General features: G+C 62.4%; 23 protein-coding genes. 9 read left to right on the plus strand and 14 right to left on the minus strand.

Translation table 11 applies throughout. The annotated features are described in order from the left end of the window. Positions 1-58 precede the first annotated feature (58 nt). Genes rplT through thrS form a run of 4 tightly spaced genes read right to left on the minus strand, consistent with a single transcriptional unit; the run spans position 59 to position 3,172 of the window. Positions 59-415, minus strand: a complete 357-nt coding sequence (gene rplT / locus HU766_RS19315) for a 50S ribosomal protein L20 (protein ID WP_009394046.1) — start codon at positions 413-415, stop codon at positions 59-61. Between the two features lie 28 nt (positions 416-443). Then, a complete protein-coding gene (rpmI, locus tag HU766_RS19320; protein ID WP_028696462.1) occupies positions 444-638 on the minus strand; it encodes a 50S ribosomal protein L35 in 195 nt (64 codons plus the stop codon). A gap of 60 nt (positions 639-698) precedes the next feature. Then, a complete protein-coding gene (gene infC, locus HU766_RS19325; protein WP_177326478.1) occupies positions 699-1,250 on the minus strand; it encodes a translation initiation factor IF-3 in 552 nt (183 codons plus the stop codon). Next, entirely contained in the window at positions 1,250-3,172 is a 1,923-nt protein-coding gene (thrS, locus tag HU766_RS19330) for a threonine--tRNA ligase (protein ID WP_033696945.1), read from the minus strand. Before thrS ends, infC begins: the two co-directional genes overlap by 1 nt. Positions 3,173-3,508: 336 nt before the next feature. Here thrS and HU766_RS19335 point away from each other — a divergent pair, with 336 nt between their 5' ends. Together HU766_RS19335 and HU766_RS19340 are read left to right on the plus strand one after the other, a co-directional pair. Beyond that, positions 3,509-3,811, plus strand: coding sequence for a hypothetical protein (locus HU766_RS19335; RefSeq protein WP_033696944.1), 303 nt, complete (start codon positions 3,509-3,511; stop codon positions 3,809-3,811). 163 nt (positions 3,812-3,974) lie between these two features. Next, positions 3,975-4,187 (plus strand): cold-shock protein, encoded by a 213-nt coding sequence (locus HU766_RS19340; RefSeq protein ID WP_003179963.1) that lies wholly within the window; start codon positions 3,975-3,977, stop codon positions 4,185-4,187. Between the two features lie 61 nt (positions 4,188-4,248). Here the strand turns inward: HU766_RS19340 and HU766_RS19345 are convergent, their stop codons facing one another. Further along, the gene (locus HU766_RS19345) at positions 4,249-4,566 is read right to left on the minus strand and encodes an I78 family peptidase inhibitor (protein ID WP_186659810.1); all 318 of its coding nucleotides are present in this window, start codon (positions 4,564-4,566) and stop codon (positions 4,249-4,251) included. 288 nt (positions 4,567-4,854) lie between these two features. Here HU766_RS19345 and HU766_RS19350 point away from each other — a divergent pair, with 288 nt between their 5' ends. After that, the gene (locus HU766_RS19350) at positions 4,855-5,067 is read left to right on the plus strand and encodes a hypothetical protein (RefSeq protein WP_033696941.1); all 213 of its coding nucleotides are present in this window, start codon (positions 4,855-4,857) and stop codon (positions 5,065-5,067) included. Here the strand turns inward: HU766_RS19350 and HU766_RS19355 are convergent. From HU766_RS19355 to HU766_RS19385, 7 genes are read right to left on the minus strand one after another with little or no spacing between them, the layout of a single operon-like run. After that, positions 5,039-6,046, minus strand: a complete 1,008-nt coding sequence (locus HU766_RS19355) for a nucleoside hydrolase (RefSeq protein WP_186659812.1) — start codon at positions 6,044-6,046, stop codon at positions 5,039-5,041. The two genes, HU766_RS19350 and HU766_RS19355, sit on opposite strands and share 29 nt — an antisense overlap. Before the next feature lie 56 nt (positions 6,047-6,102). After that, a complete protein-coding gene (rbsD, locus tag HU766_RS19360; protein ID WP_033696939.1) occupies positions 6,103-6,501 on the minus strand; it encodes a D-ribose pyranase in 399 nt (132 codons plus the stop codon). After that, the gene (gene rbsK, locus HU766_RS19365) at positions 6,498-7,406 is read right to left on the minus strand and encodes a ribokinase (protein WP_186659814.1); all 909 of its coding nucleotides are present in this window, start codon (positions 7,404-7,406) and stop codon (positions 6,498-6,500) included. Before rbsK ends, rbsD begins: the two co-directional genes overlap by 4 nt. 9 nt (positions 7,407-7,415) lie before the next feature. Next, entirely contained in the window at positions 7,416-8,438 is a 1,023-nt protein-coding gene (locus tag HU766_RS19370) for a LacI family DNA-binding transcriptional regulator (protein ID WP_186659816.1), read from the minus strand. A gap of 4 nt (positions 8,439-8,442) precedes the next feature. Next, positions 8,443-9,438 (minus strand): ABC transporter permease, encoded by a 996-nt coding sequence (locus HU766_RS19375; protein WP_033696936.1) that lies wholly within the window; start codon positions 9,436-9,438, stop codon positions 8,443-8,445. Continuing rightward, on the minus strand, positions 9,435-10,988 hold the full coding sequence (locus HU766_RS19380; RefSeq protein WP_186659818.1) for a sugar ABC transporter ATP-binding protein: 1,554 nt from the start codon (positions 10,986-10,988) through the stop codon (positions 9,435-9,437). Before HU766_RS19380 ends, HU766_RS19375 begins: the two co-directional genes overlap by 4 nt. A 21-nt stretch (positions 10,989-11,009) precedes the next feature. Further along, positions 11,010-11,966 carry a sugar ABC transporter substrate-binding protein gene (locus tag HU766_RS19385; protein WP_186659820.1) on the minus strand — a complete coding sequence of 319 codons (957 nt, stop codon included), beginning with the start codon at positions 11,964-11,966 and terminating at the stop codon, positions 11,010-11,012. Between the two features lie 404 nt (positions 11,967-12,370). Between HU766_RS19385 and HU766_RS19390 the strand changes: the two genes are divergently transcribed. After that, positions 12,371-13,459 carry an asparaginase gene (locus HU766_RS19390; protein ID WP_186659822.1) on the plus strand — a complete coding sequence of 363 codons (1,089 nt, stop codon included), beginning with the start codon at positions 12,371-12,373 and terminating at the stop codon, positions 13,457-13,459. Between the two features lie 57 nt (positions 13,460-13,516). Here HU766_RS19390 and hpaR read toward each other — a convergent pair whose 3' ends face one another. Together hpaR and hpaA are read right to left on the minus strand one after the other, a co-directional pair. Then, on the minus strand, positions 13,517-13,939 hold the full coding sequence (gene hpaR / locus HU766_RS19395) for a homoprotocatechuate degradation operon regulator HpaR (RefSeq protein ID WP_033696931.1): 423 nt from the start codon (positions 13,937-13,939) through the stop codon (positions 13,517-13,519). Positions 13,940-14,114: 175 nt separating this feature from the next. Continuing rightward, positions 14,115-15,020: a 4-hydroxyphenylacetate catabolism regulatory protein HpaA gene (gene hpaA / locus HU766_RS19400; protein ID WP_186659824.1), complete on the minus strand. Its 906-nt coding sequence runs from the start codon at positions 15,018-15,020 to the stop codon at positions 14,115-14,117. Positions 15,021-15,192: 172 nt separating this feature from the next. Between hpaA and HU766_RS19405 the strand changes: the two genes are divergently transcribed. The 5 genes from HU766_RS19405 to HU766_RS19425 all read left to right on the plus strand — a co-directional run bounded on the left by HU766_RS19405 (position 15,193) and on the right by HU766_RS19425 (position 19,557). Then, the gene (locus HU766_RS19405; RefSeq protein ID WP_033696928.1) at positions 15,193-15,852 is read left to right on the plus strand and encodes a fumarylacetoacetate hydrolase family protein; all 660 of its coding nucleotides are present in this window, start codon (positions 15,193-15,195) and stop codon (positions 15,850-15,852) included. A gap of 11 nt (positions 15,853-15,863) precedes the next feature. Then, on the plus strand, positions 15,864-16,637 hold the full coding sequence (locus HU766_RS19410) for a fumarylacetoacetate hydrolase family protein (RefSeq protein WP_186659833.1): 774 nt from the start codon (positions 15,864-15,866) through the stop codon (positions 16,635-16,637). Further along, complete coding sequence (gene hpaE, locus HU766_RS19415) at positions 16,634-18,094, plus strand: 5-carboxymethyl-2-hydroxymuconate semialdehyde dehydrogenase (protein WP_186659834.1); 1,461 nt, start codon at positions 16,634-16,636, stop codon at positions 18,092-18,094. Before HU766_RS19410 ends, hpaE begins: the two co-directional genes overlap by 4 nt. Positions 18,095-18,163: 69 nt before the next feature. Continuing rightward, on the plus strand, positions 18,164-19,087 hold the full coding sequence (hpaD, locus tag HU766_RS19420) for a 3,4-dihydroxyphenylacetate 2,3-dioxygenase (RefSeq protein ID WP_033696920.1): 924 nt from the start codon (positions 18,164-18,166) through the stop codon (positions 19,085-19,087). Positions 19,088-19,146: 59 nt separating this feature from the next. After that, positions 19,147-19,557, plus strand: coding sequence for a 5-carboxymethyl-2-hydroxymuconate isomerase (locus tag HU766_RS19425; RefSeq protein ID WP_186659836.1), 411 nt, complete (start codon positions 19,147-19,149; stop codon positions 19,555-19,557). Position 19,558 lies beyond the last annotated feature (1 nt).

The raw sequence follows: 19,558 nt of genomic DNA on the forward strand, positions 1-19,558 counted from the left end.
TATCGATGACGTTCAATGCCCGACGGCGCAAGCGCCGCCGGGTGATTGTCGCGGGTACTTAAGCCAGAACGGCTTTAGCTTTCTCGACAATCGCAGCAAACGCCGCTTTTTCGTTCACTGCCAGATCGGCCAGAACCTTACGGTCGATTTCGATCGACGCTTTTTTCAGGCCAGCAATCAGACGGCTGTAAGACAGACCGTTGTTGCGTGCACCAGCGTTGATACGAGCGATCCACAGTGCGCGGAACTGACGCTTCTTCTGGCGACGGTCACGGTAGGCGTATTGACCGGCCTTGATGACAGCCTGCTTGGCAACACGGAATACGCGCGAACGTGCACCGTAGTAACCTTTAGCCAGTTTCAGAATTTTTTTGTGACGCTTACGAGCGATAACGCCGCGCTTTACACGAGCCATGAGTAACTTCCTCTATCTTTGACCAGAATTAACGAACGCGCAGCATGCGCGCGACTTTCGCGACGTCAGACGGGTGCAGCATGCTGCTACCACGCAGTTGACGCTTACGCTTGGTCGACATTTTGGTCAGGATGTGGCTCTTGAAAGCGTGCTTGTGCTTGAAGCCGGTAGCCGTTTTCAGGAAACGCTTCGCAGCACCGCTTTTGGTTTTCATTTTTGGCATGTTGGAACTCCGCATTCGATAAAATTACACATAATCATCAGGCCTGCCGTGCCCGGGAGATTACTTCTTTTTCTTGGGGGCGATGACCATCATAAGCTGGCGTCCTTCCATCTTAGGATGCTGCTCAACGGTGCCGTATTCGGCGAGGTCAGCTTCGACCCGCTTCAACAGCTCCATGCCCAGCTCCTGGTGGGCCATCTCACGACCACGGAATCTCAGAGAGATCTTGGCCTTGTCCCCATCGGTAAGGAAACGTACCAGGTTGCGTAGTTTTACCTGGTAATCCCCATCCTCCGTCCCTGGACGAAACTTGATTTCTTTGATCTGGATGATCTTCTGGTTCTTCTTCGCCGCAGCCTGCTGCTTTTTCTTCTCGAAGAGGCTTTTGCCGTAGTCGAGGACCTTGCAGACAGGAGGTACGGCGTCGGCAGAAATTTCTACCAGATCCAGCTTCGCTTCTTCAGCGATACGAAGCGCTTCGTGGATCGAGACGATGCCCAGCTGCTCACCGTCAGCACCGATTAAGCGAACCTCTTGAGCCGAGATATTCTCGTTGATCGGGGCCTTCGGTGCAGCACGTTTATCGTTTCTCATTTCACGCTTAATAGTCATTACTCCGATTCTTGGCGACCACGCCGGGAAACCGCTTGTGTCAGCAGCTCAGCGAATTGCGCGACGGGCATGGAGCCCAGGTCTGCGCCTTCGCGAGTACGCACAGCGACGGTTTGCGTTTCGACTTCGCGATCCCCTATAACCAAAAGGTACGGGACCTTGAGCAAAGTATGCTCGCGGATTTTAAAGCCGATCTTCTCATTTCTCAAGTCCGACTTGGCACGGAAACCGCTACCGTTCAGAGATTTCTCTACCTGAAGGGCGAAATCGGCCTGTTTGTCGGTGATGTTCATGATCACCGCCTGGGTCGGCGCCAGCCAAGCCGGGAACACGCCAGCGTAGTGCTCGATGAGCATGCCGATGAAGCGTTCGAACGAGCCGAGAATGGCGCGGTGCAGCATGACCGGGCGCTTACGGCTGTTATCTTCGGCGATGTAGCTGGCATCCAGACGCTCTGGGAGGTTCGGATCGTACTGCAGGGTACCACACTGCCAGTTACGGCCGAGGCAGTCGCGCAGGGTGAATTCGATTTTCGGGCCGTAGAAGGCGCCCTCGCCCGGTTGATATTCCCACTCCAGGCCCGATTCATTCAAGGCATCGGCCAGTGCACCTTCGGCACGGTCCCACAGCTCTTCAGAGCCCACACGCTTGGCTGGGCGGGTCGACAGCTTCATGGCGATGTCGCTGAAACCGAAGTCTTTGTAGACGTCCAGGGTCAGCTTGATGAAGTCAGCGGCTTCTTTCTTTACCTGGTCTTCGGTGCAGAAGATGTGCGCGTCGTCCTGGGTAAAGCCACGTACACGCATGATGCCGTGCAGGGCGCCGGACGGCTCGTTACGGTGGCAGGCACCGAACTCGGCCAGGCGCATCGGCAGGTCGCGGTACGACTTCAGGCCCTGGTTGAACACCTGCACGTGGCACGGGCAGTTCATCGGCTTGACCGCGTAGTCGCGGTTTTCCGACGAAGTGGTGAACATGTTCTCGGCGTAGTTGGACCAGTGGCCGGAACGCTCCCAGAGAATACGGTCAACGACCTGCGGGGTCTTGATCTCGAGGTAGTTGTTGTCGCGCTGGACCTTGCGCATGTACTGCTCGAGCACCTGATAGACGGTCCAGCCGTCCGGGTGCCAGAACACCATGCCCGGGGCTTCTTCCTGCAGGTGGAAGAGGTCGAGCTGCTTGCCGATCTTGCGGTGGTCGCGTTTTTCGGCTTCTTCGATGCGCTGGATATAAGCAGCCAGCTGCTTCTTGTCAGCCCAGGCGGTGCCGTAGACGCGTTGCAGCTGCTCGTTCTTGGCATCGCCGCGCCAGTAGGCGCCGGACAGCTTGGTCAGCTTGAATGCCTTGAGGAAGCGCGTGTTCGGCACGTGCGGGCCGCGGCACATGTCGACGTATTCTTCGTGGTAGTACAGGCCCATGGCCTGTTCGTCCGGCATGTCTTCGACCAGGCGCAGCTTGTAGTCTTCGCCACGGGCCTTGAACACGTCGATGACTTCGGCGCGCGGGGTCATCTTCTTGACGACGTCGTAGTCCTTCTCGATCAGCTGCAGCATGCGCTTTTCGATGGCGGCCATGTCTTCTGGGGTGAAGGGGCGCTCATAGGCGATGTCGTAATAGAAGCCTTCGTCGATCACTGGGCCGATCACCATCTTGGCGGTCGGGTACAGCTGCTTCACCGCGTGGCCGATCAGGTGGGCGCACGAGTGACGGATGATCTCCAGTCCCTCTTCATCTTTAGGGGTGATGATCTGCAGGGTGGCGTCGTGAGTGATCAGGTCGCTAGCGTCGACCAGCTTGCCGTCAACCTTGCCGGCCAGGGTGGCCTTGGCCAGGCCTGCACCAATGGAGGCTGCGACTTCGGCTACGGATACGGCGTGATCAAACGAACGCTGACTGCCATCGGGAAGAGTAATAGTGGGCATGGCGCCTCCTCTCCTAGTGGTGACCCCTACCAAAGGTCACGTGGGTTGGGATGAGCCAGTACAAGATCCGCGCTGTCTTTCTCAAGAGAAAGCCTGCCTCACAGTGGCAGAAGCCTTTCGGCTTACCAGGGGCGAACCAGAGTGACTGGAAAGTAAGAAATAGCTGCAGGCCGCGGCTGCGGGACTGCAAGCCGAGCATGCTAGCACGCGGGGTTGGGCGCTATGCAGAAATATTTGGAAATTACACCGCAGGGGTGAACTTCCGCGGAAAATTCCCTATCAGACTTTGGGAAGCATCCTACTCTTGATGAGACCTAAACCAAGGAGTGTCTGGTTATGAGATTTCCGTCTCTTCTGGCCCTGAGCGTTGCTGGCGCCCTGCTGCTACCTGTGGCCGCCAATGCGGGTGAATTCCCGGCTGGCGCGAAGCAAAACTACATGACCCAGTGCACCGAGGCCGCCACCGGGCAGGGCCTGGACGCCAAATCGGCGCAGCAGCACTGCACCTGTGGCGCAACCGCTATCGAAAAGAACTTCAGCACTGAGGAAATCAAGGACCTGGACAGCAAGGACGGCGTTGACGCCGCCCTGATGCAGAAGGCACAGAAGGTCGTGCAGCAAGCGTGCATGAAGGGCTGAAACCATAAAGCCGGGGGGTTCGCCACCCCGTGTTTGCGCTGGATCAACATTTGGCGAAGGTAAAAGGCGCTAGATGCGCAGAATTAGACTATGATGTGTCCTGTGCTTCGAAGCCTCGGCAACATCGCACTACTGAAAAAAATCAAATCTGGAGATTCACCCCATGTCCAATCGCCAAACCGGCACCGTTAAATGGTTCAATGATGAGAAAGGCTTCGGCTTCATCACCCCACAAGGCGGCGGCGACGACCTGTTCGTACACTTCAAGGCCATCGAATCTGACGGCTTCAAGAGCCTGAAAGAAGGCCAGACTGTTTCCTTCGTAGCCGAAAAAGGCCAGAAGGGCATGCAGGCTGCACAGGTTCGTCCGGAGTAATTCGGGTAGCTGTAAAAAAACCCGCCCTGGTGGCGGGTTTTTTTATGGGGTTTGCAAAGGCTCAACCACAGTTGACGCGCGTGACCACACCTTGCTCGTCCACATTCAGGTTCAGGCGCTCGGAGCGGTACTCCAGCGTCACCACGTCATGCGGCTTGAGGATACGTGCCATCTGCGAGCCACTGGCCTTGCGCGCCTGCTCCAGAAGCTCTGCACTGCCCGGCTTGCCGATGGCGAAATCGGCACCGCTGGCCTCACAACGACCGTCGTTGCCTGCTGGCGCGGCAGGGGCGCCACCACCAGAGTTGCCACCTGTACTGCAACCAGCCAGGACAGCAGCCATCGCCAGGGTTGCCAGGTAAGCACGGGTACGGAACATGAATCCTCCTAAAATCGATCTGGGCACTGTCTGATCCGACAGCTGCGCGCATAGTTTGTTGCAAAACCGCACAAGTCTGCCTGAACACGCCCAAGGAGGCGAAATGCAATCGTGACCGGATTTTGCACAATGGGCTTGGTTTGCTGCGCAAAGCTTTTTATTCTTAAGTCGCAGAGTCATTGACGCAACGGCATGATTTACTGCAAAAAGTGGAGCGCACCGTGCCTCCAGCGAACACCAGGGTCCGGCGTTCGCCCTTCCGTCCCAGGCCCCCAGTGAGAGCCTTTCATGAGCAGCCACAGCATCGATGCCGATATCAAGGTCAAATGGGCCGAGGGCCAGAGCGCCTACAGCCCCAGCACACCGGAAGAGTTGCTACTGATTGCCATCGACCTGCTGGTACGCGATCGCGGCAGTGAAGCGGCGCGCAGCTTCATCGACCAGGTGCTCGAACGCTTCGCACCGCATCCGGCTATTGCAATCGAGCCAGGCGCGCGCTGAGCAGGTCGAACACGCCCTGGGCGTCACCTTCCTCCACCCACATCACGTTGGCGGGCTGTTTAAGCACGCCATACCAGTCGGCGACAGTCTGCCCCAAGGTCGGGCCTTCGCGGCTGTCGATGGCCAAGTGAATGCGCCGGCCGCTGAACAGTTCGGGTTTCAGTAGGTAGGCAATGACGCTGGCGTCGTGCACCGGCCCGCCGGGCATGCCGTACAGGTCCATGTCATGGGTAATGTAGGCGTTGAGAATGTCCACCACCCGCTGGCTGGCCCGGTTGTTCACCGCTGCAAGCTGCTTGAGGCGTGCCTCGCTGGTGAGCAGTTTGTGGGTGACATCCAGCGGCAGGTAGGTCAGCGGCACACCACTGGCCAGCACCACCTCGGCGGCATGCGGGTCGGCGTAGAGGTTGAATTCTGCGGCGGGGGTGATGTTGCCGCCATTGAAGTGGGCGCCGCCCATGACCACCACCTCTTTGATGCCTTTGGCGATTTCCGGGCGCTGGATGAGTGCCAGAGCCAGGTTGGTCTGCGGGCCTAGCATGGCGATGGTGATACTGTTGGGCTTGGCGGCGCCGAGGGTGTCGACCAAGTACTGCACGGCATTGCCCTGGGCCAGGGGCTTTTTCGGCTCATGCACCGGAACGCCGGTCAGGCCTTCTTCGCCATGGACGTCGGCGGCGTAAATGGGGGCGCGCACCAGCGGGCGCCCTGCCCCGGCGTAGACGGGGATGTCTTCGCGGCCAGCCCATTCGCGGGCCAGGCGGGCGTTGCGTGAGGTTTTGTCGAGGCGCACGTTGCCGGCCACGGTGGTAATGGCGCGGATGTTCAGCTCATCGGGCGAGGCCATGGCCAGGAACAGCGCGACCACGTCGTCGGCGCCGGGGTCGGTGTCGATGATCAGGTCGCGTGGGGCGGCCTGGAGGGTGGTGGTGGCAGCTGCAGCCATGAAAGTGAGTCCTTGTAGCAGGGGTTTGAGCATGAGGCACTCCTGTTGCCTTGGGGTATTTACCGGTTTTTGTAGGCACGGCGATGCGATCAGAACGTAACGCCTGAGATCAAAGCAATGTTGCTGTACGGCTGGCACTCCCCCGTGCGCACCACGGCCCGCGCGCTGCGTGAGAGCACTTTGAAATCTTCATGGGGCATCCATTCCCGTTTGCCCAACTTGCCGCGCAAGCGCTCGATTTCCACCAGCCCGGGCGGCACCACTTTCTGCATTTCCTCGGCCAGCACATGCCGCTCCACCTGCAACTCGCTCAGCACCACGCGCAAGACACTGGCGAAATCCGGTATGCCCGGGGTCAACGCCAGGTCGATCAGCTCGACGCCCGGCGGCACCGGCAACCCGGCATCGCCGATCACCAGAATATCGCCATGCCCCAACCCCGCAATGACCCGTGACAGGGCGACATTGAGCAGCGCGGTCTTCTTCATGGCTGCAGCTCCGCAAGGTAAGGGATCGACGGCTGCGCCCCGGCGCGAGTGACCGACAAAGCCGCTGCGCGCTGGCCGAGCGCGATCGCCTCGCCCTCCTCCAACCCACGCACCAGGGCGGCAGCAAAGCCACCGATGAAGGTGTCGCCTGCCGCCGTGGTGTCCAGCGGTTGCACGCTGGGCGCGGGAAAGTGCCGATGGCCCTGTTCGGTCACCAGCAAGGCGCCTTGGGCGCCGAGGGTGATGATCACTTTGCCAGCCCCCAGTTGCAGCAGCCGTTCGCCGGCGCGCCAGGCGCTGGCCTGGTCGCTGACGGCGATCCCGGTCAGGGCTTCGGCCTCGCTTTCGTTGGGGGCCAGGTAATCGATATGGGCGAACCATGCCGGTGGTAACGGCCCGGTGGCGGGTGCCGGGTTGAGAATGACCTGCTTACCCAGCTCACGCCCCCTCGCCAACGTCCAGGCCACGGTGTCGTACGGCACCTCCAACTGGCAGATGATGACCTCGGCCGCTTGCAGCAGCGCGTCGAAGCGCTGCACCGCCTGCGGTGTCAGCAGACCATTGCCGCCAGGTATGATGACGATGCAATTCTGGCTGGCGGCATCGACGGTGATCAGCGCCACACCACTGGAAACCCCTTCGCACACGCTCACTGCCTGGCAGTCGATACCTTCTACTTCCAGCGCCTTGCGCAGTTGCTGGCCGTAGGCGTCGTCGCCCACGTTGCCGATCATCGCCACGCTGCCGCCCAGCCGCGCCACCGCCACCGCCTGGTTGGCACCCTTGCCGCCGGGCACGGTGAAAAAGGCCTCGCCGGGCAGGGTCTCACCGGCCCGTGGCAGGCGCTGGGCGCGGGCCACCAGGTCCATGTTGAGGCTACCGACCACCACTACCTTGGCATGCATGGGAATTCCTTAGCGGTAATCATTGAACAGGTCCGGGCGTGGCCCGGTGGACTCGCGCTGCACGATGCGCGGGGCAACGATGCGTTGCTCCGCCGAGCCTTGCCGGGGCGTGGCGATGCGTGAAAGCAGCAATGCAGCAGCGCTTTCGCCCAGCTCGCGGATCGACTGGCCCACGGTGGTCAGCGGCGGGTACACGTAGCGGCTGAGCTCGATGTCATCGAAGCCGATCACCGACAGCTCGCCCGGTACGTTGATATTGCGCTCGGCCGCAGCGCGCAGCACGCCAAAGCCGATCATGTCGTTGCCGGCAAAAATCGCCGTGGGCCGGTTGCCATCCAGCAACCGTGCCGCCGCCCCGTGGCCGCCCGGGCTGGTGAAGTCGCAATGCAGCACGCGGCTCGCCCCCACCGCTGCGCCCGCCTCGCCCATGGCGCGACGGAAACCGGCCAGGCGCAGTTGGCTGACGCCGGTTTCGGACGGGCCGCCGATGTAGGCGATGTCGCGATGGCCAAGCTCAAGCAGGTGCCGGGTGGCGAGGTAGGCGCCGTGCTCGTGGTCGATGCGTACCAGGTCAGCGTCGACGCCATCCAGCTCACGGTCGACGATGACCATCGGCGTGCGCACGCAGGCCAGGCTGTGCAGCAGGTCGCTGTCCTCGCCCACGGACGCCACCACCAGGCCGTCGATGCGTTTCTCCAGCAGCACACGTAGGTAGCTGCGCTGCTTTTGCGGGTTGTCGTCGGAGTTGCACAGGATCACGCAGTAGCCGTTACGCTCGCAGGCGTCTTCGATGCCTCGTGCCAGTTCGGCGAAATACGGGTTCACGCTGTTGGGCACCAGCAAACCGATGGTGGCGGTGCTGCGCGCCTTGAGCGAACGCGCCACGGCACTGGGCACGTAGTCGAGTTCGACGATGGCGGCCTCGACCTTCAGGCGCACCTGTTCACTGACGGGGCGGGTCTTGTTCAGTACATGGGACACGGTGGTGTAGGAAATACCCGCCAGTGCCGCGACATCTTTAATGGTTGCCATGTTTTCAGTTCCGCCGGCCTGCACGCCGGCTACGGTAAGTGTCGAGCACCACGGCGATGACGATCACCGCCCCGGTGATGATGCGTTTGGTGGGTTCCGACGCGCCGATCTGCGCAAGCCCTGCGGCCAGCACCGAGATGATCAGCACGCCAAAGAAGGTACTGATCACCGAGCCGCGCCCACCCATCAAGCTGGTGCCACCGATTACCACGGCGGCGATCACCTGCAGCTCCAGGCCCGACCCGGCGTTGGGGTCGGCGGCTTCCAGGCGTGAGATCTGGAACAGCGCTGCCAGGCCGGCTAGCAGGCCCATCAGGGCGAACACCAGCACTTTGTAGGGGCGCGGGTCGATGCCGGCCAGGCGCACGGCCTCTTCATTGGTGCCGATACCGATCAAGTAGCGGCCGAACACCGTACGGGTCAGCACCAGGTGCGCCAGCACGATCACCAGCAAGGCGATGATGAAGGCCGGCGAGATGCCGAACGCGACCGGGTCGGAGAACCAGGCGTAGGCGTCGCCGATATAGGCAGTACGCGAGTCGGTGAACTGATAGGCCAGACCGCGCGCCATCTCCAGTACGCCGAGCGAGACAATGAACGACGGGATACGCCAGGCCACGGTGACGCCACCGGTGATGCTGCCAGCCAGGGCGGCCACGGCCATGCCGAGCAACGCCGAGGGCAGCACGCCCCAGCCCCAGCCGAGAATGGCCACGCTGACCGTGGAGGCCGCCAGCGCCAGCACCGAGCCGACCGACAGGTCGATGCCGCCGATAATCAGCACGAAGGTCATGCCGACCGCCAGTACCATCAGGTCGGGGATCTGATTGGCGAGGGTGCTGAAGGTGGCGTACGACCAGAAGTGGCTGCTGAGAAACGAGAACAGCACGATCATCGCCAATAAGGCGCCGGCCAGGCCCAGGTAGGTGCCCAGGCCGAAATACGTGCCAGTGCGGCGCACGGGGGCGGCGCTTTGGCTGTCGAGGGGGGTGGTTTTCATGCATCCGTCCTGGGCGCTGCGTCATGCAGCAGTGCGTCACGTTTCTGATAGCCGGCAAAGGCGGCGGCAAGTAGCTGGTCCTGGCTCCAGTGGTCACGCTCGAACGTGTCGATCAGGCGGCCGGCCGACAGCACGGCAATGCGGTCGCAGATCAGCATCAGTTCGCGCAGGTCGCTGGACACCACCACCAGGGCCTTACCCTGGCGCGCCAGCTCAGCCAGCAGGCCGTAGATGTCGAATTTGGCGCCGACGTCGATGCCTCGGGTCGGCTCGTCAAACAGCAGCACCTGGCAATCACGCTCCAGCCAGCGGCCGATTACCACCTTTTGCTGGTTGCCGCCCGACAATTCACCCACGGCCTGGTGCGGGCCGGCGCTGCGGATGCGCATGGCCTGAATCTGGCGCTCGGCCAGGGCCCTTTCTGCCGCGCCGTCCAGCACACCGGCACGCGATACCGCGCCGAGGTTGCCCAAGGCGATATTGGCGCTGATCGACTGGGTCAACAGCAGGCCCTCGCCTTTGCGGTCTTCGGTAATCAGGGCGATGCCGGCTTTTACCGCCGCCTTCGGTGAGTCGATCGTCACGGCCTGTGGCGGCTGGCCCAGCGCGATGCTGCCGCTGTCGGCGCGGTCGGCACCGTAGATCAGGCGCAACAGCTCGGTGCGGCCGGCGCCGATCAGGCCGGAGATACCGAAGATCTCCCCTGCCCTGACCTGGAATGACACGTCGCGCACCTTGTCGCCGCGGCTGAGCCGATCGACCTGCAGCAAGGGCTCGCCAATCTCGCGGCGGCCCAGATCGATGTGTTCGCCCAGCTCGCGGCCGACCATCAGGTTGACCAACTCGGCGCTGCTGTAACGCTGGATCGGTTCGTCGCACACCAGCTTGCCGTCGCGCAGCACCACAATCCGCTGCGCCACGCGCTGCAGTTCTTCAAGGCGATGGGAGATATAGACGATGGCCACGCCGCGCTGGCGCAGGCGCTCGATCTGGGTGAACAACAGCTCCACCTCGCGGGCGGTTAGCATGGCAGTGGGTTCGTCGAAGATCAGCACGTGGCAATCGCCGATCAGGTTGCGGGCGATCTCGACCATCTGCTGATGGCCGATGCCCAGCTCGCCGACTGGCGTGTCCGGGTCGATGGCGTCCAGGCCGACCTGGGCCATGGCCGCCGTGGCCAGTTGGCGCAGGCGCTTGTGGCTGATCCAGCCGAAGCGGCTGGGCAGGTTGTCGAGGAACAGGTTTTCGGCCACGGTCAACGTCGCCAGCAGGTTGAGTTCCTGCATGACCATGCGCACACCGAGGCGCTCCGCCTCGCTGCGGCTGCCGGGTGCGTAGGCCTGGCCGCGGTAGGTCATGTGCCCGGTGGTGGGCACTTCGAGGCCACTGATGAGCTTGGACAAGGTGCTCTTGCCGGCGCCGTTCTCGCCCGTCAGGGCCAGCACTTCACCGGCCCGCAGGCTCAGGCAGACGTCACCGAGCACGGGCTGGGCGTAGGTCTTGCCCAGCCCGCTGGCGGTGAGCACCACTTCATTTGCCGTAGCAGGCATGGCCCTCTCTCCTGGCGGGTATCAGGGCTGGGTGATGAGTTCGACCGGGGTCTGGATGACGTTGTCGGCATCCACGCCCGGCTTCTCGCCGTTGATCATCTTCAGCGCCGCCTGGATACCGAACACCGCCTGCTGGCTGGCGGCCTGGTCGAGGGTGGCGAGCACGCGGCCATCCTCGAGCATCGGCTTGATGGCATTGATGTTGTCGTAACCGACCACTTGTACCTTGCCGGCCTTGCCTGCCGCACGCACCGCCGACACTGCGCCCAGGGCCATGCTGTCGTTACCGGCCAGCAGGGCCTTGAGATCGGGGTATTCGTTGAGCATGGCGGCGGCGACGGCGCTGCCTTTGTCGATTTCCCAGTTGCCGGACTGCACCGCGACGATCTTCATCTGCGCAGCGTCCATGGCATCCTTGAAGCCTGCCGTGCGCTGCTGGGCGTTGGTGGTGGTCGACACGCCTTCGATGATGCCAACCTGGTCACCGGCCTTGAGCTTTTGCTGGGCCAGGTAGTCACCGACCATGCGTGCGCCCTTGCGGTTGTCGGGGCCGACGAAGGGCACGCTGATGCCTTTGCTCTTGAGCAACTCGGGGTCAAGGCGGTTGTCGATGTTGATCACCACCACGCCTTTGTCCATGGCTTTTTTAACCGCAGAAACCAGGGCCTTGGAGTCCGCCGGCGCAATCACCAGCGCCTTGACCCCCGAATTGACCATGTTCTCGACGATGCGGATCTGCTCGCCGGTGTCGGTTTCGTTCTTGATGCCGTTGGCGACCAGGTCGAAATCACTGGCGTGGGCTTTTTGATAATCCTTGGCGCCGTCTTCCATGGTGCGGAAGAATTCGTTGGCCAGGGACTTCATCACCAGGGCGACTTTGGGTTTTTCTTCGGCGTGGGCCTCAGACAGCGGCAGGGCCAGGGACAGGGTGGAGACGACAGCGAGGGCCAGCAGACGACCGGGGAACGGCAGTTTCATGGACGATGACTCCGAATCTTGTGTTTTTTATCGGATCGCAAACGTTTGCGTTGACTCACTATGGAAACAGGACCTGGTTTTGTCAAATCCGTTTGGCTGGCTGGGCCTGAGTCACGCCCTGGGGCAGAGTATCCGGAATTTATCCGAAAAACCGAACAGGTTTTCCTATTCTTGTTCGGGATACCGAATCAAACCTGATGTTTGTAGGAGCCGCCTTGCGTCGCGAAAGGGCCGCATAGCGGCCCCGGGATATCCGCAGCGACGCCTAAATCCGGGGGCCGCCTTGCGGCCCTTTCGCGACGCAAGGCCGCTCCTACCACAAGCCGCATCTAGGCTGGTACGAAACATGCCTAGCGTTTGTTGCACTTCAGCAATCGCCTCATTAGGAAGAGAGAACAATAACTATGAATGCTGCACTTAAAACCTTTGCCCCCAGCGCACTCGCTCTGCTGCTGATCCTGCCGACCACGGCTTCGGCCAAGGAAGCCGAAACCCAACAGAAACTGGCCAACGTGGTCATCCTCGCCACCGGCGGCACCATTGCCGGCGCGGGCGCCAGCGCGGCCAACAGTGCCACCTACCAGGCCGCCAAGCTTGGCGTCGACAAGCTGATCGCCGGCGTGCCGGAGCTGGCAGACCTGGCCAATGTGCGCGGCGAACAGGTGATGCAGATCGCCTCCGAGAGCATCACCAACGAAGACCTGCTGAAACTGGGCAAGCGCGTCGCCGAACTGGCCGAGAGCAACGACGTCGACGGCATCGTCATCACCCACGGTACCGACACCCTGGAAGAGACCGCCTACTTCCTCAACCTGGTAGAGAAGACCGACAAGCCCATCGTGGTGGTCGGCTCGATGCGCCCGGGTACCGCCATGTCGGCAGACGGCATGCTCAACCTGTACAACGCCGTGGCCGTGGCCAGCGACAAGCAGTCGCGCGGCAAAGGCGTACTGGTGACCATGAACGATGAAATCCAGTCCGGCCGCGATGTCAGCAAGTCGGTCAACATCAAGACCGAAGCATTCAAGAGCGCCTGGGGCCCAATGGGCATGGTGGTGGAAGGCAAATCCTACTGGTTCCGCCTGCCGGCCAAGCGCCACACGGTCAATTCGGAATTCGACATCAAGCAGATCAGCAGCCTGCCTGCCGTCGACATCGCCTACGGCTACGGCAACGTGACCGACACCGCCTACAAGGCACTGGCGCAGAACGGCGCCAAGGCGATCATCCATGCCGGTACCGGTAATGGCTCGGTGTCGTCGCGGGTAGTGCCGGCGCTGCAAGAGATGCGCAAGAACGGCGTGCAGATCATCCGTTCGTCCCACGTCAACCAGGGCGGTTTCGTGCTGCGTAACGCCGAGCAGCCTGACGACAAGAACGACTGGGTCGTGGCCCACGACCTCAACCCGCAAAAAGCCCGCATCCTGGCCATGGTGGCAATGACCAAGACCCAGGACAGCAAAGAGCTGCAGCGTATCTTCTGGGAATACTGAGTGCTGTAGCAGCAAGGCCGGTGCGCTGCCTGCGCCGGCCCTTCCCTTCAGCCAAGCCTACGGCGCAACGCGCTTGAGCTCATTCAGCAAGCCCATCAGTTGCTCCAGCTTGTCTTCGCCGAACTGCTGCTGGATCTTGCGGTAGTTGGCCTCCATACCCTCGCGCATCGACTCGAAGCAGGCCTCGCCACGTTCGGTCAGGCTCACGAACATGCGCCGCTGGTCCTGGGCGGCCTTTTGCCGGCGCACCAGGCCGTCGCGCTCGAGGCGGCTCAATACCCCGGTCATGCTCGGCTTGAGAATGCAGGCCAGGTGCGCAAGCTGGTAGCTTTCCAGTTCGCCCTGCTGGCTGAGGATACGGATGACTCGCCACTGTTGTTCGGTCAGGTCATGTTCGTTCAGCAATGGCCTGAAAAATGCCATCGCAGCCTCCCTGGCCTGCAGCAGGCTCAGCGTCAGCGAGGGTTGAGTCTTGGTCATGTTGGCGCCTGTGATAGGAGTACAACGGGCAAGATTAGGGGCATAGGCGAAAAGGGACAAGGCACCTGGAAAGTGCAATCTGTTCCATGGAAAACCCATTCAAGGCCAAGGGGCAAGCTGCGACCATCCGGATCAAACACCCACAACCCGATCCGGGCGTACCGACGTGGCCATATCACTGCAACTGGGCTTGCCGCTGGCGGTATTCGCCGGGCGTGAGCTTGGCGTAACGGTTGAAGAACCGGCTGAAATAGGCCGGGTCCTTGAAGCCCAGCTGGTAGCAGATTTCGTTTGCCGTGCTGCCGGAAAACAACAGCAGGCGCTTGGCCTCCTGCATCAGCCGCTCAAGCACCAGGCGTTTGGACGGCAAGTCGGCAATGCGCCGGCACACATCGTTAAGGCGTGCTTCGGTCACGCCGATCTGTTGTGCGTACTGCGCCAGCGGCCAATGCTCAAGGTAGTGCGCCTCGATCAGCGCATTGAAGCGGTGGAAGATTTTCAGGTCTTCATGCCGGGCCGGCGTCGACTCCAGCGAGTTGGGGCACAGCCGCAGCAAGCTGACCATGATCAGCCGAGTCAGCGACTGCAGTGCCGCCTCGCGCCCCGGGTGGGGGCTGGCAAACTCATCGCTGAGCGCATCCAGCCAGCGCTCCAGCCGGCGCGCCTCGGCCGTGTACGCGGCCGGCACGTTGCCCAGGGCAACGCAGGCAGGCTGTACCTGCACCCCCGCCGGCAGCAGGCTGGCGTCCGCTTCGATCAATTGCCAGACCAGCTGCTGACGCACCGTCAGCACATGGCCGTCGCTGTCCGCCTCGGTGACGAAGGCGTGCGCCACCGTCGGCGGCGTCAGGAAAAACATCGGCCCCGACTCGATGTACTGCTGATCGTCCAGGTACACCCGCACCGTGCCGGACTTCACGTAATGCACCTGAAAAAACCGGTCGTGACGGTGCACGGGCATGTTGCGCCCGAAGAACCCGGCAAGGTTGCCCAGCCGGTCGTAATGCACCTCGCTGTCACTGTAGCGCTGGTCGTAGACCTGGCCGATGTTGATGTTCGGAATCGGATGCCGATCGCTCATGCCTGCTTACCCGCAAATCGCTTGACCGTGTTGACGTTCACCCATGGTGCCCCGGCTGCCCGGCAGATACCACTGACGGATGTGTTGACCTTCGTTAACATATTAACTATAACATTAACACGTTAACAATCTCGGCAGAGCGACCACCGCCCTGCACCGCCTGGAGAAAAGCATGAGCCATGCCCTGCATGACGTTGCGACCGGCACCCTGTTCGGCGTTGCGCTGAACTACCAGGGTCTGCTGCAGCAGCACGAAGCGGCGTTTCACGAAGCGCCCTACAAACAACCGCCCGTCAAGCCGGTGCTGTTCATCAAGACGCCCAACACCCGCAATCACCATGAGGGCAATGTGCTGTACCCGGCCGGTGTCGAGCGCCTGCAACCGGGCCCTGCGCTGGGCGTGGTGATCGGCAAGGACGCCAGCCGGGTCAGCGCCGAAGACGCACTCGCCTATGTGGCGGGCTACACCATCGTCAACGAAATCAGCCTGCCTGAAACCAGCTACTACCGCCCTGCGGTCAAGGCCAAGTGCCGCGATGGCTTCTGCCCGGTCGGCCCCGAGCTGGTGCCTGCGGCCCAGGTCGCCAACCCGGACGCCCTCGGCCTGCGCCTGTGGGTCAACGGTGAACTGCGCCAGCACAACACCACCGCCAACTGCGTGCGCACAGTGGCCCAGTTGATCGCCGAACTCAGCGAATTCATGACCCTGCATGCAGGCGACATCCTGATCACCGGCACCCCCGAAGGCCGCGTCGATGTGCAGCCGGGCGATCGCGTCGAGGTCGAAATCGACGGCCTGGGCAAGCTCACCAACCACATCGTCGCCGAATGAGGACTCACCCTGTGAAACACGCCCGTATCCAGTTCGACGGCCAAGCCCACACCGTCACCGTCGAAGACAAGCACCTGCGTCTGGCCGATGGCCGTCTGGTGCATGAAGACCAAGTGACCTGGTTGCCGCCGGCCACCGGCAGCATGTTCGCCCTTGGCCTGAACTACGCCGACCACGCCGCCGAGCTTGCCTTCTCGCCGCCCACCGAGCCGCTGGCGTTCATCAAGTCGCCCGGCACCTACACCGGCCACAAGCAGGTCACCTGGCGCCCAGATAACGTCGCCTACATGCACTACGAGTGCGAGTTGGTCGCGGTCATCGGTAAAGCGGCGAAGAACGTCAAGCGCAAGGATGCCCTGGGCTACGTTGCCGGCTACACCGTTTGCAACGACTACGCCATCCGCGACTACCTGGAGAACTACTATCGCCCCAACCTGCGGGTGAAGAACCGCGACGCCACCACCCCGGTCGGCCCGTGGATCGTCGACGCCGCCGACGTGCCGGATGTAAGCAACCTGAAACTGCGCACCTGGATCAACGGCGAGCTGAAGCAGGAAGGCAGCACCTCGGACATGATTTTCGACATCCCCTACCTGATCGAATACTTCTCCAGCTTCATGACCCTGCAACCTGGCGACATGATCGCCACCGGCACCCCGGAGGGCTTGGCCGACGTGGTGCCGGGCGATGAAGTGGTGGTGGAGGTAGAAGGCGTCGGCCGCCTGGTCAACCGTATCGTCAGCGAAGCTGACTTCTTCAAGAACAACAAGGCATCAGCAGCATGATCAAGCACTGGATCAACGGCCGTGAGGTCGAGAGCAAAGACACCTTCGTCAACTACAACCCGGCCACCGGCGATGCCATCTGCGAAGTCGCCAGCGGCGGTGCCGAGGAAGTGGCCCAGGCGGTTGCTGCGGCCAAGGAAGCCTTCCCGAAATGGGCCAACACCCCGGCCAAGGAACGCGCCCGCCTGATGCGCAAGCTGGGTGAGCTGATCGAGCAGAACGTGCCGAAACTGGCCGAGCTGGAAACCCTCGATACCGGCCTGCCGATCCACCAGACCAAGAACGTGCTGATCCCGCGTGCCTCGCACAACTTCGACTTCTTCGCCGAAGTGTGCACCCGCATGGACGGCCACAGCTACCCGGTCGACGACCAGATGCTCAACTACACCCTGTACCAGCCGGTGGGTGTCTGCGCCCTGGTGTCGCCGTGGAACGTGCCGTTCATGACCGCCACCTGGAAGACCGCGCCGTGCCTGGCGCTGGGCAACACCGCGGTGCTGAAGATGAGCGAGCTGTCGCCGCTGACCGCCAATGAACTCGGCCGCCTGGCCGTTGAAGCCGGCATCCCCAACGGTGTGCTCAACGTGATCCAGGGCTATGGCGCCACTGCCGGCGATGCGCTGGTGCGTCACCCGGACGTGCGGGCGATTTCGTTCACCGGCGGCACCGCCACCGGCAAGAAGATCATGCAGACCGCAGGCCTGAAGAAGTACTCGATGGAGCTGGGCGGCAAGTCACCGGTGCTGATCTTCGAGGACGCCGACCTGGAGCGCGCCCTGGACGCGGCCTTGTTCACCATCTTCTCGCTGAACGGCGAACGCTGCACCGCCGGCAGCCGCATCTTCATCCAGGAAAGCGTGTACCCGCAGTTCGTGGCCGAGTTCGCTGCCCGCGCCAAGCGCCTGATCGTCGGTGACCCGACCGACCCGAAAACCCAAGTCGGCTCGATGATCACCCAGCAGCACTACGACAAGGTCACCGGCTACATCCGCATCGGTATCGAGGAAGGCGCACGCCTGGTCGCAGGCGGCCTGGAGCGCCCGGCCAACCTGCCAGCGCACCTGGCCAAGGGGCAGTTCATCCAGCCGACCGTGTTCGCCGACGTTAACAACAGCATGCGCATCGCCCAGGAAGAAATCTTCGGCCCAGTGGTGTGCCTGATCCCGTTCAAGGACGAGGCCCAAGCGCTGCAGCTGGCCAACGACACCGAGTACGGCCTGGCCTCCTACATCTGGACCCAGGACATCGGCAAGGCCCACCGCCTGGCGCGCGGCATCGAAGCCGGCATGGTGTTCATCAACAGCCAGAACGTACGTGACCTGCGCCAACCGTTCGGCGGCGTGAAAGGCTCCGGCACCGGTCGCGAAGGCGGGCAATACAGCTTCGAAGTGTTCGCCGAGATCAAGAACGTGTGCATTTCCATGGGCAGCCACCACATCCCGCGCTGGGGCGTGTGATCATCCTCCTGCAGCGCCGAGCAAACCCGCCGCGGCGCTGCGGGACTTACAAGAATAAGGAGTCTGATCATGGGTAAAGTGGCGCTCGCAGCCAAAATCACTCACGTGCCCAGCATGTACCTGTCCGAGCTGCCTGGCCCGCGTCAGGGCTTTCGGCAAGCCGCCATCGACGGGCACTACGAGATCAGCCGACGCTGCCGTGAGCTGGGGGTCGACACGATTGTGGTGTTCGACACCCACTGGCTGGTCAATGCCAACTACCACATCCTCTGTGGTGAGCACTTCAAGGGGGTCTACACCTCCAATGAACTGCCGCACTTCATCAGCAACATGGCGTACGAGTTCCCGGGCAACAAGGACCTGGGGCTGATCCTGGCCGAAGCGTGCAACCGCTTCAACGTCGAGACCATGGCCCACCACGCCACCACCCTGGGCCCGGAGTACGGCACCCTGGTACCGATGCGCTACATGAACCAGGACCAGCACTTCAAGGTGGTCTCGGTCTCGGCGCTGTGCACCTCCCACTACCTGGCCGACAGTGCGCGCCTCGGCTGGGCCATGCGCAAGGCCGTGGAAGACCACTACGACGGCACCGTGGCGTTCCTGGCCAGCGGTTCGCTGTCCCACCGCTTCGCGCAGAACGGCCAGGCGCCGGACTTCGCCACCAAGGTGTGGAGCCCATTCCTGGAAACCCTGGACCACCGCGTGGTGAAGATGTGGGAAAACGCCGAATGGGAGGACTTCTGCGGCATGCTCCCCGAATACGCTGCCAAGGGCCACGGCGAAGGGTTCATGCATGACACCGCAATGCTGCTCGGCGCATTGGGCTGGTCGAAGTACGACGGCAAGGCCGACGTGGTAACGCCCTACTTCGGCTCGTCGGGCACCGGCCAGATCAACGCGATCTTCCCGGTCACCCCCCAGGATGGTTCGGCCATTCCCGCCGCACAGGCCGCCAACCCGGCCGCTGTGCTTTCCACCAGCCGCCTGTGACCCCGCTGCCTGGCCGCCCTGCCCGGCGGCCAGGCACTCCTGCCCTGAGGATGCCCTTCATGCCACACCTGGTTCTGCTCTACACCCCCGACCTGGAAGCCGACGCCGATATCCCGGCCCTGTGCCGCGCCCTGGCCGACACCATGCTTGAACAGCGCGATGCCGCCGGCAAGGCGGTATTCCCCACCGGCGGTACGCGCGTGCTGGCCTACCCCGCCGCCCACTGCGCGGTAGCCGATGGCAACGGCGACTATGGCTTCCTGTACGCCAACCTGCGGATGGGCAGCGGCCGCGCTGCCGAGGTTCACAAAACGGTGGGCGACAGCCTGCTGCAAGTGCTCAAACACCACCTGGACGGGCTGCTGCAGCAACGCCCGATCGGCATCACCGTGCAGATCGACGAGAGCACCGCGCAGGTCTACGACGCCAAGCACAGCACCCTGCACCCGCTGTTCAACAGGCCGGCCTGAA

Origin of the sequence: Pseudomonas sp. SWRI77 (genome assembly GCF_014269105.1) — a bacterium.
Classification (GTDB): domain Bacteria; phylum Pseudomonadota; class Gammaproteobacteria; order Pseudomonadales; family Pseudomonadaceae; genus Aquipseudomonas; species Aquipseudomonas capeferrum.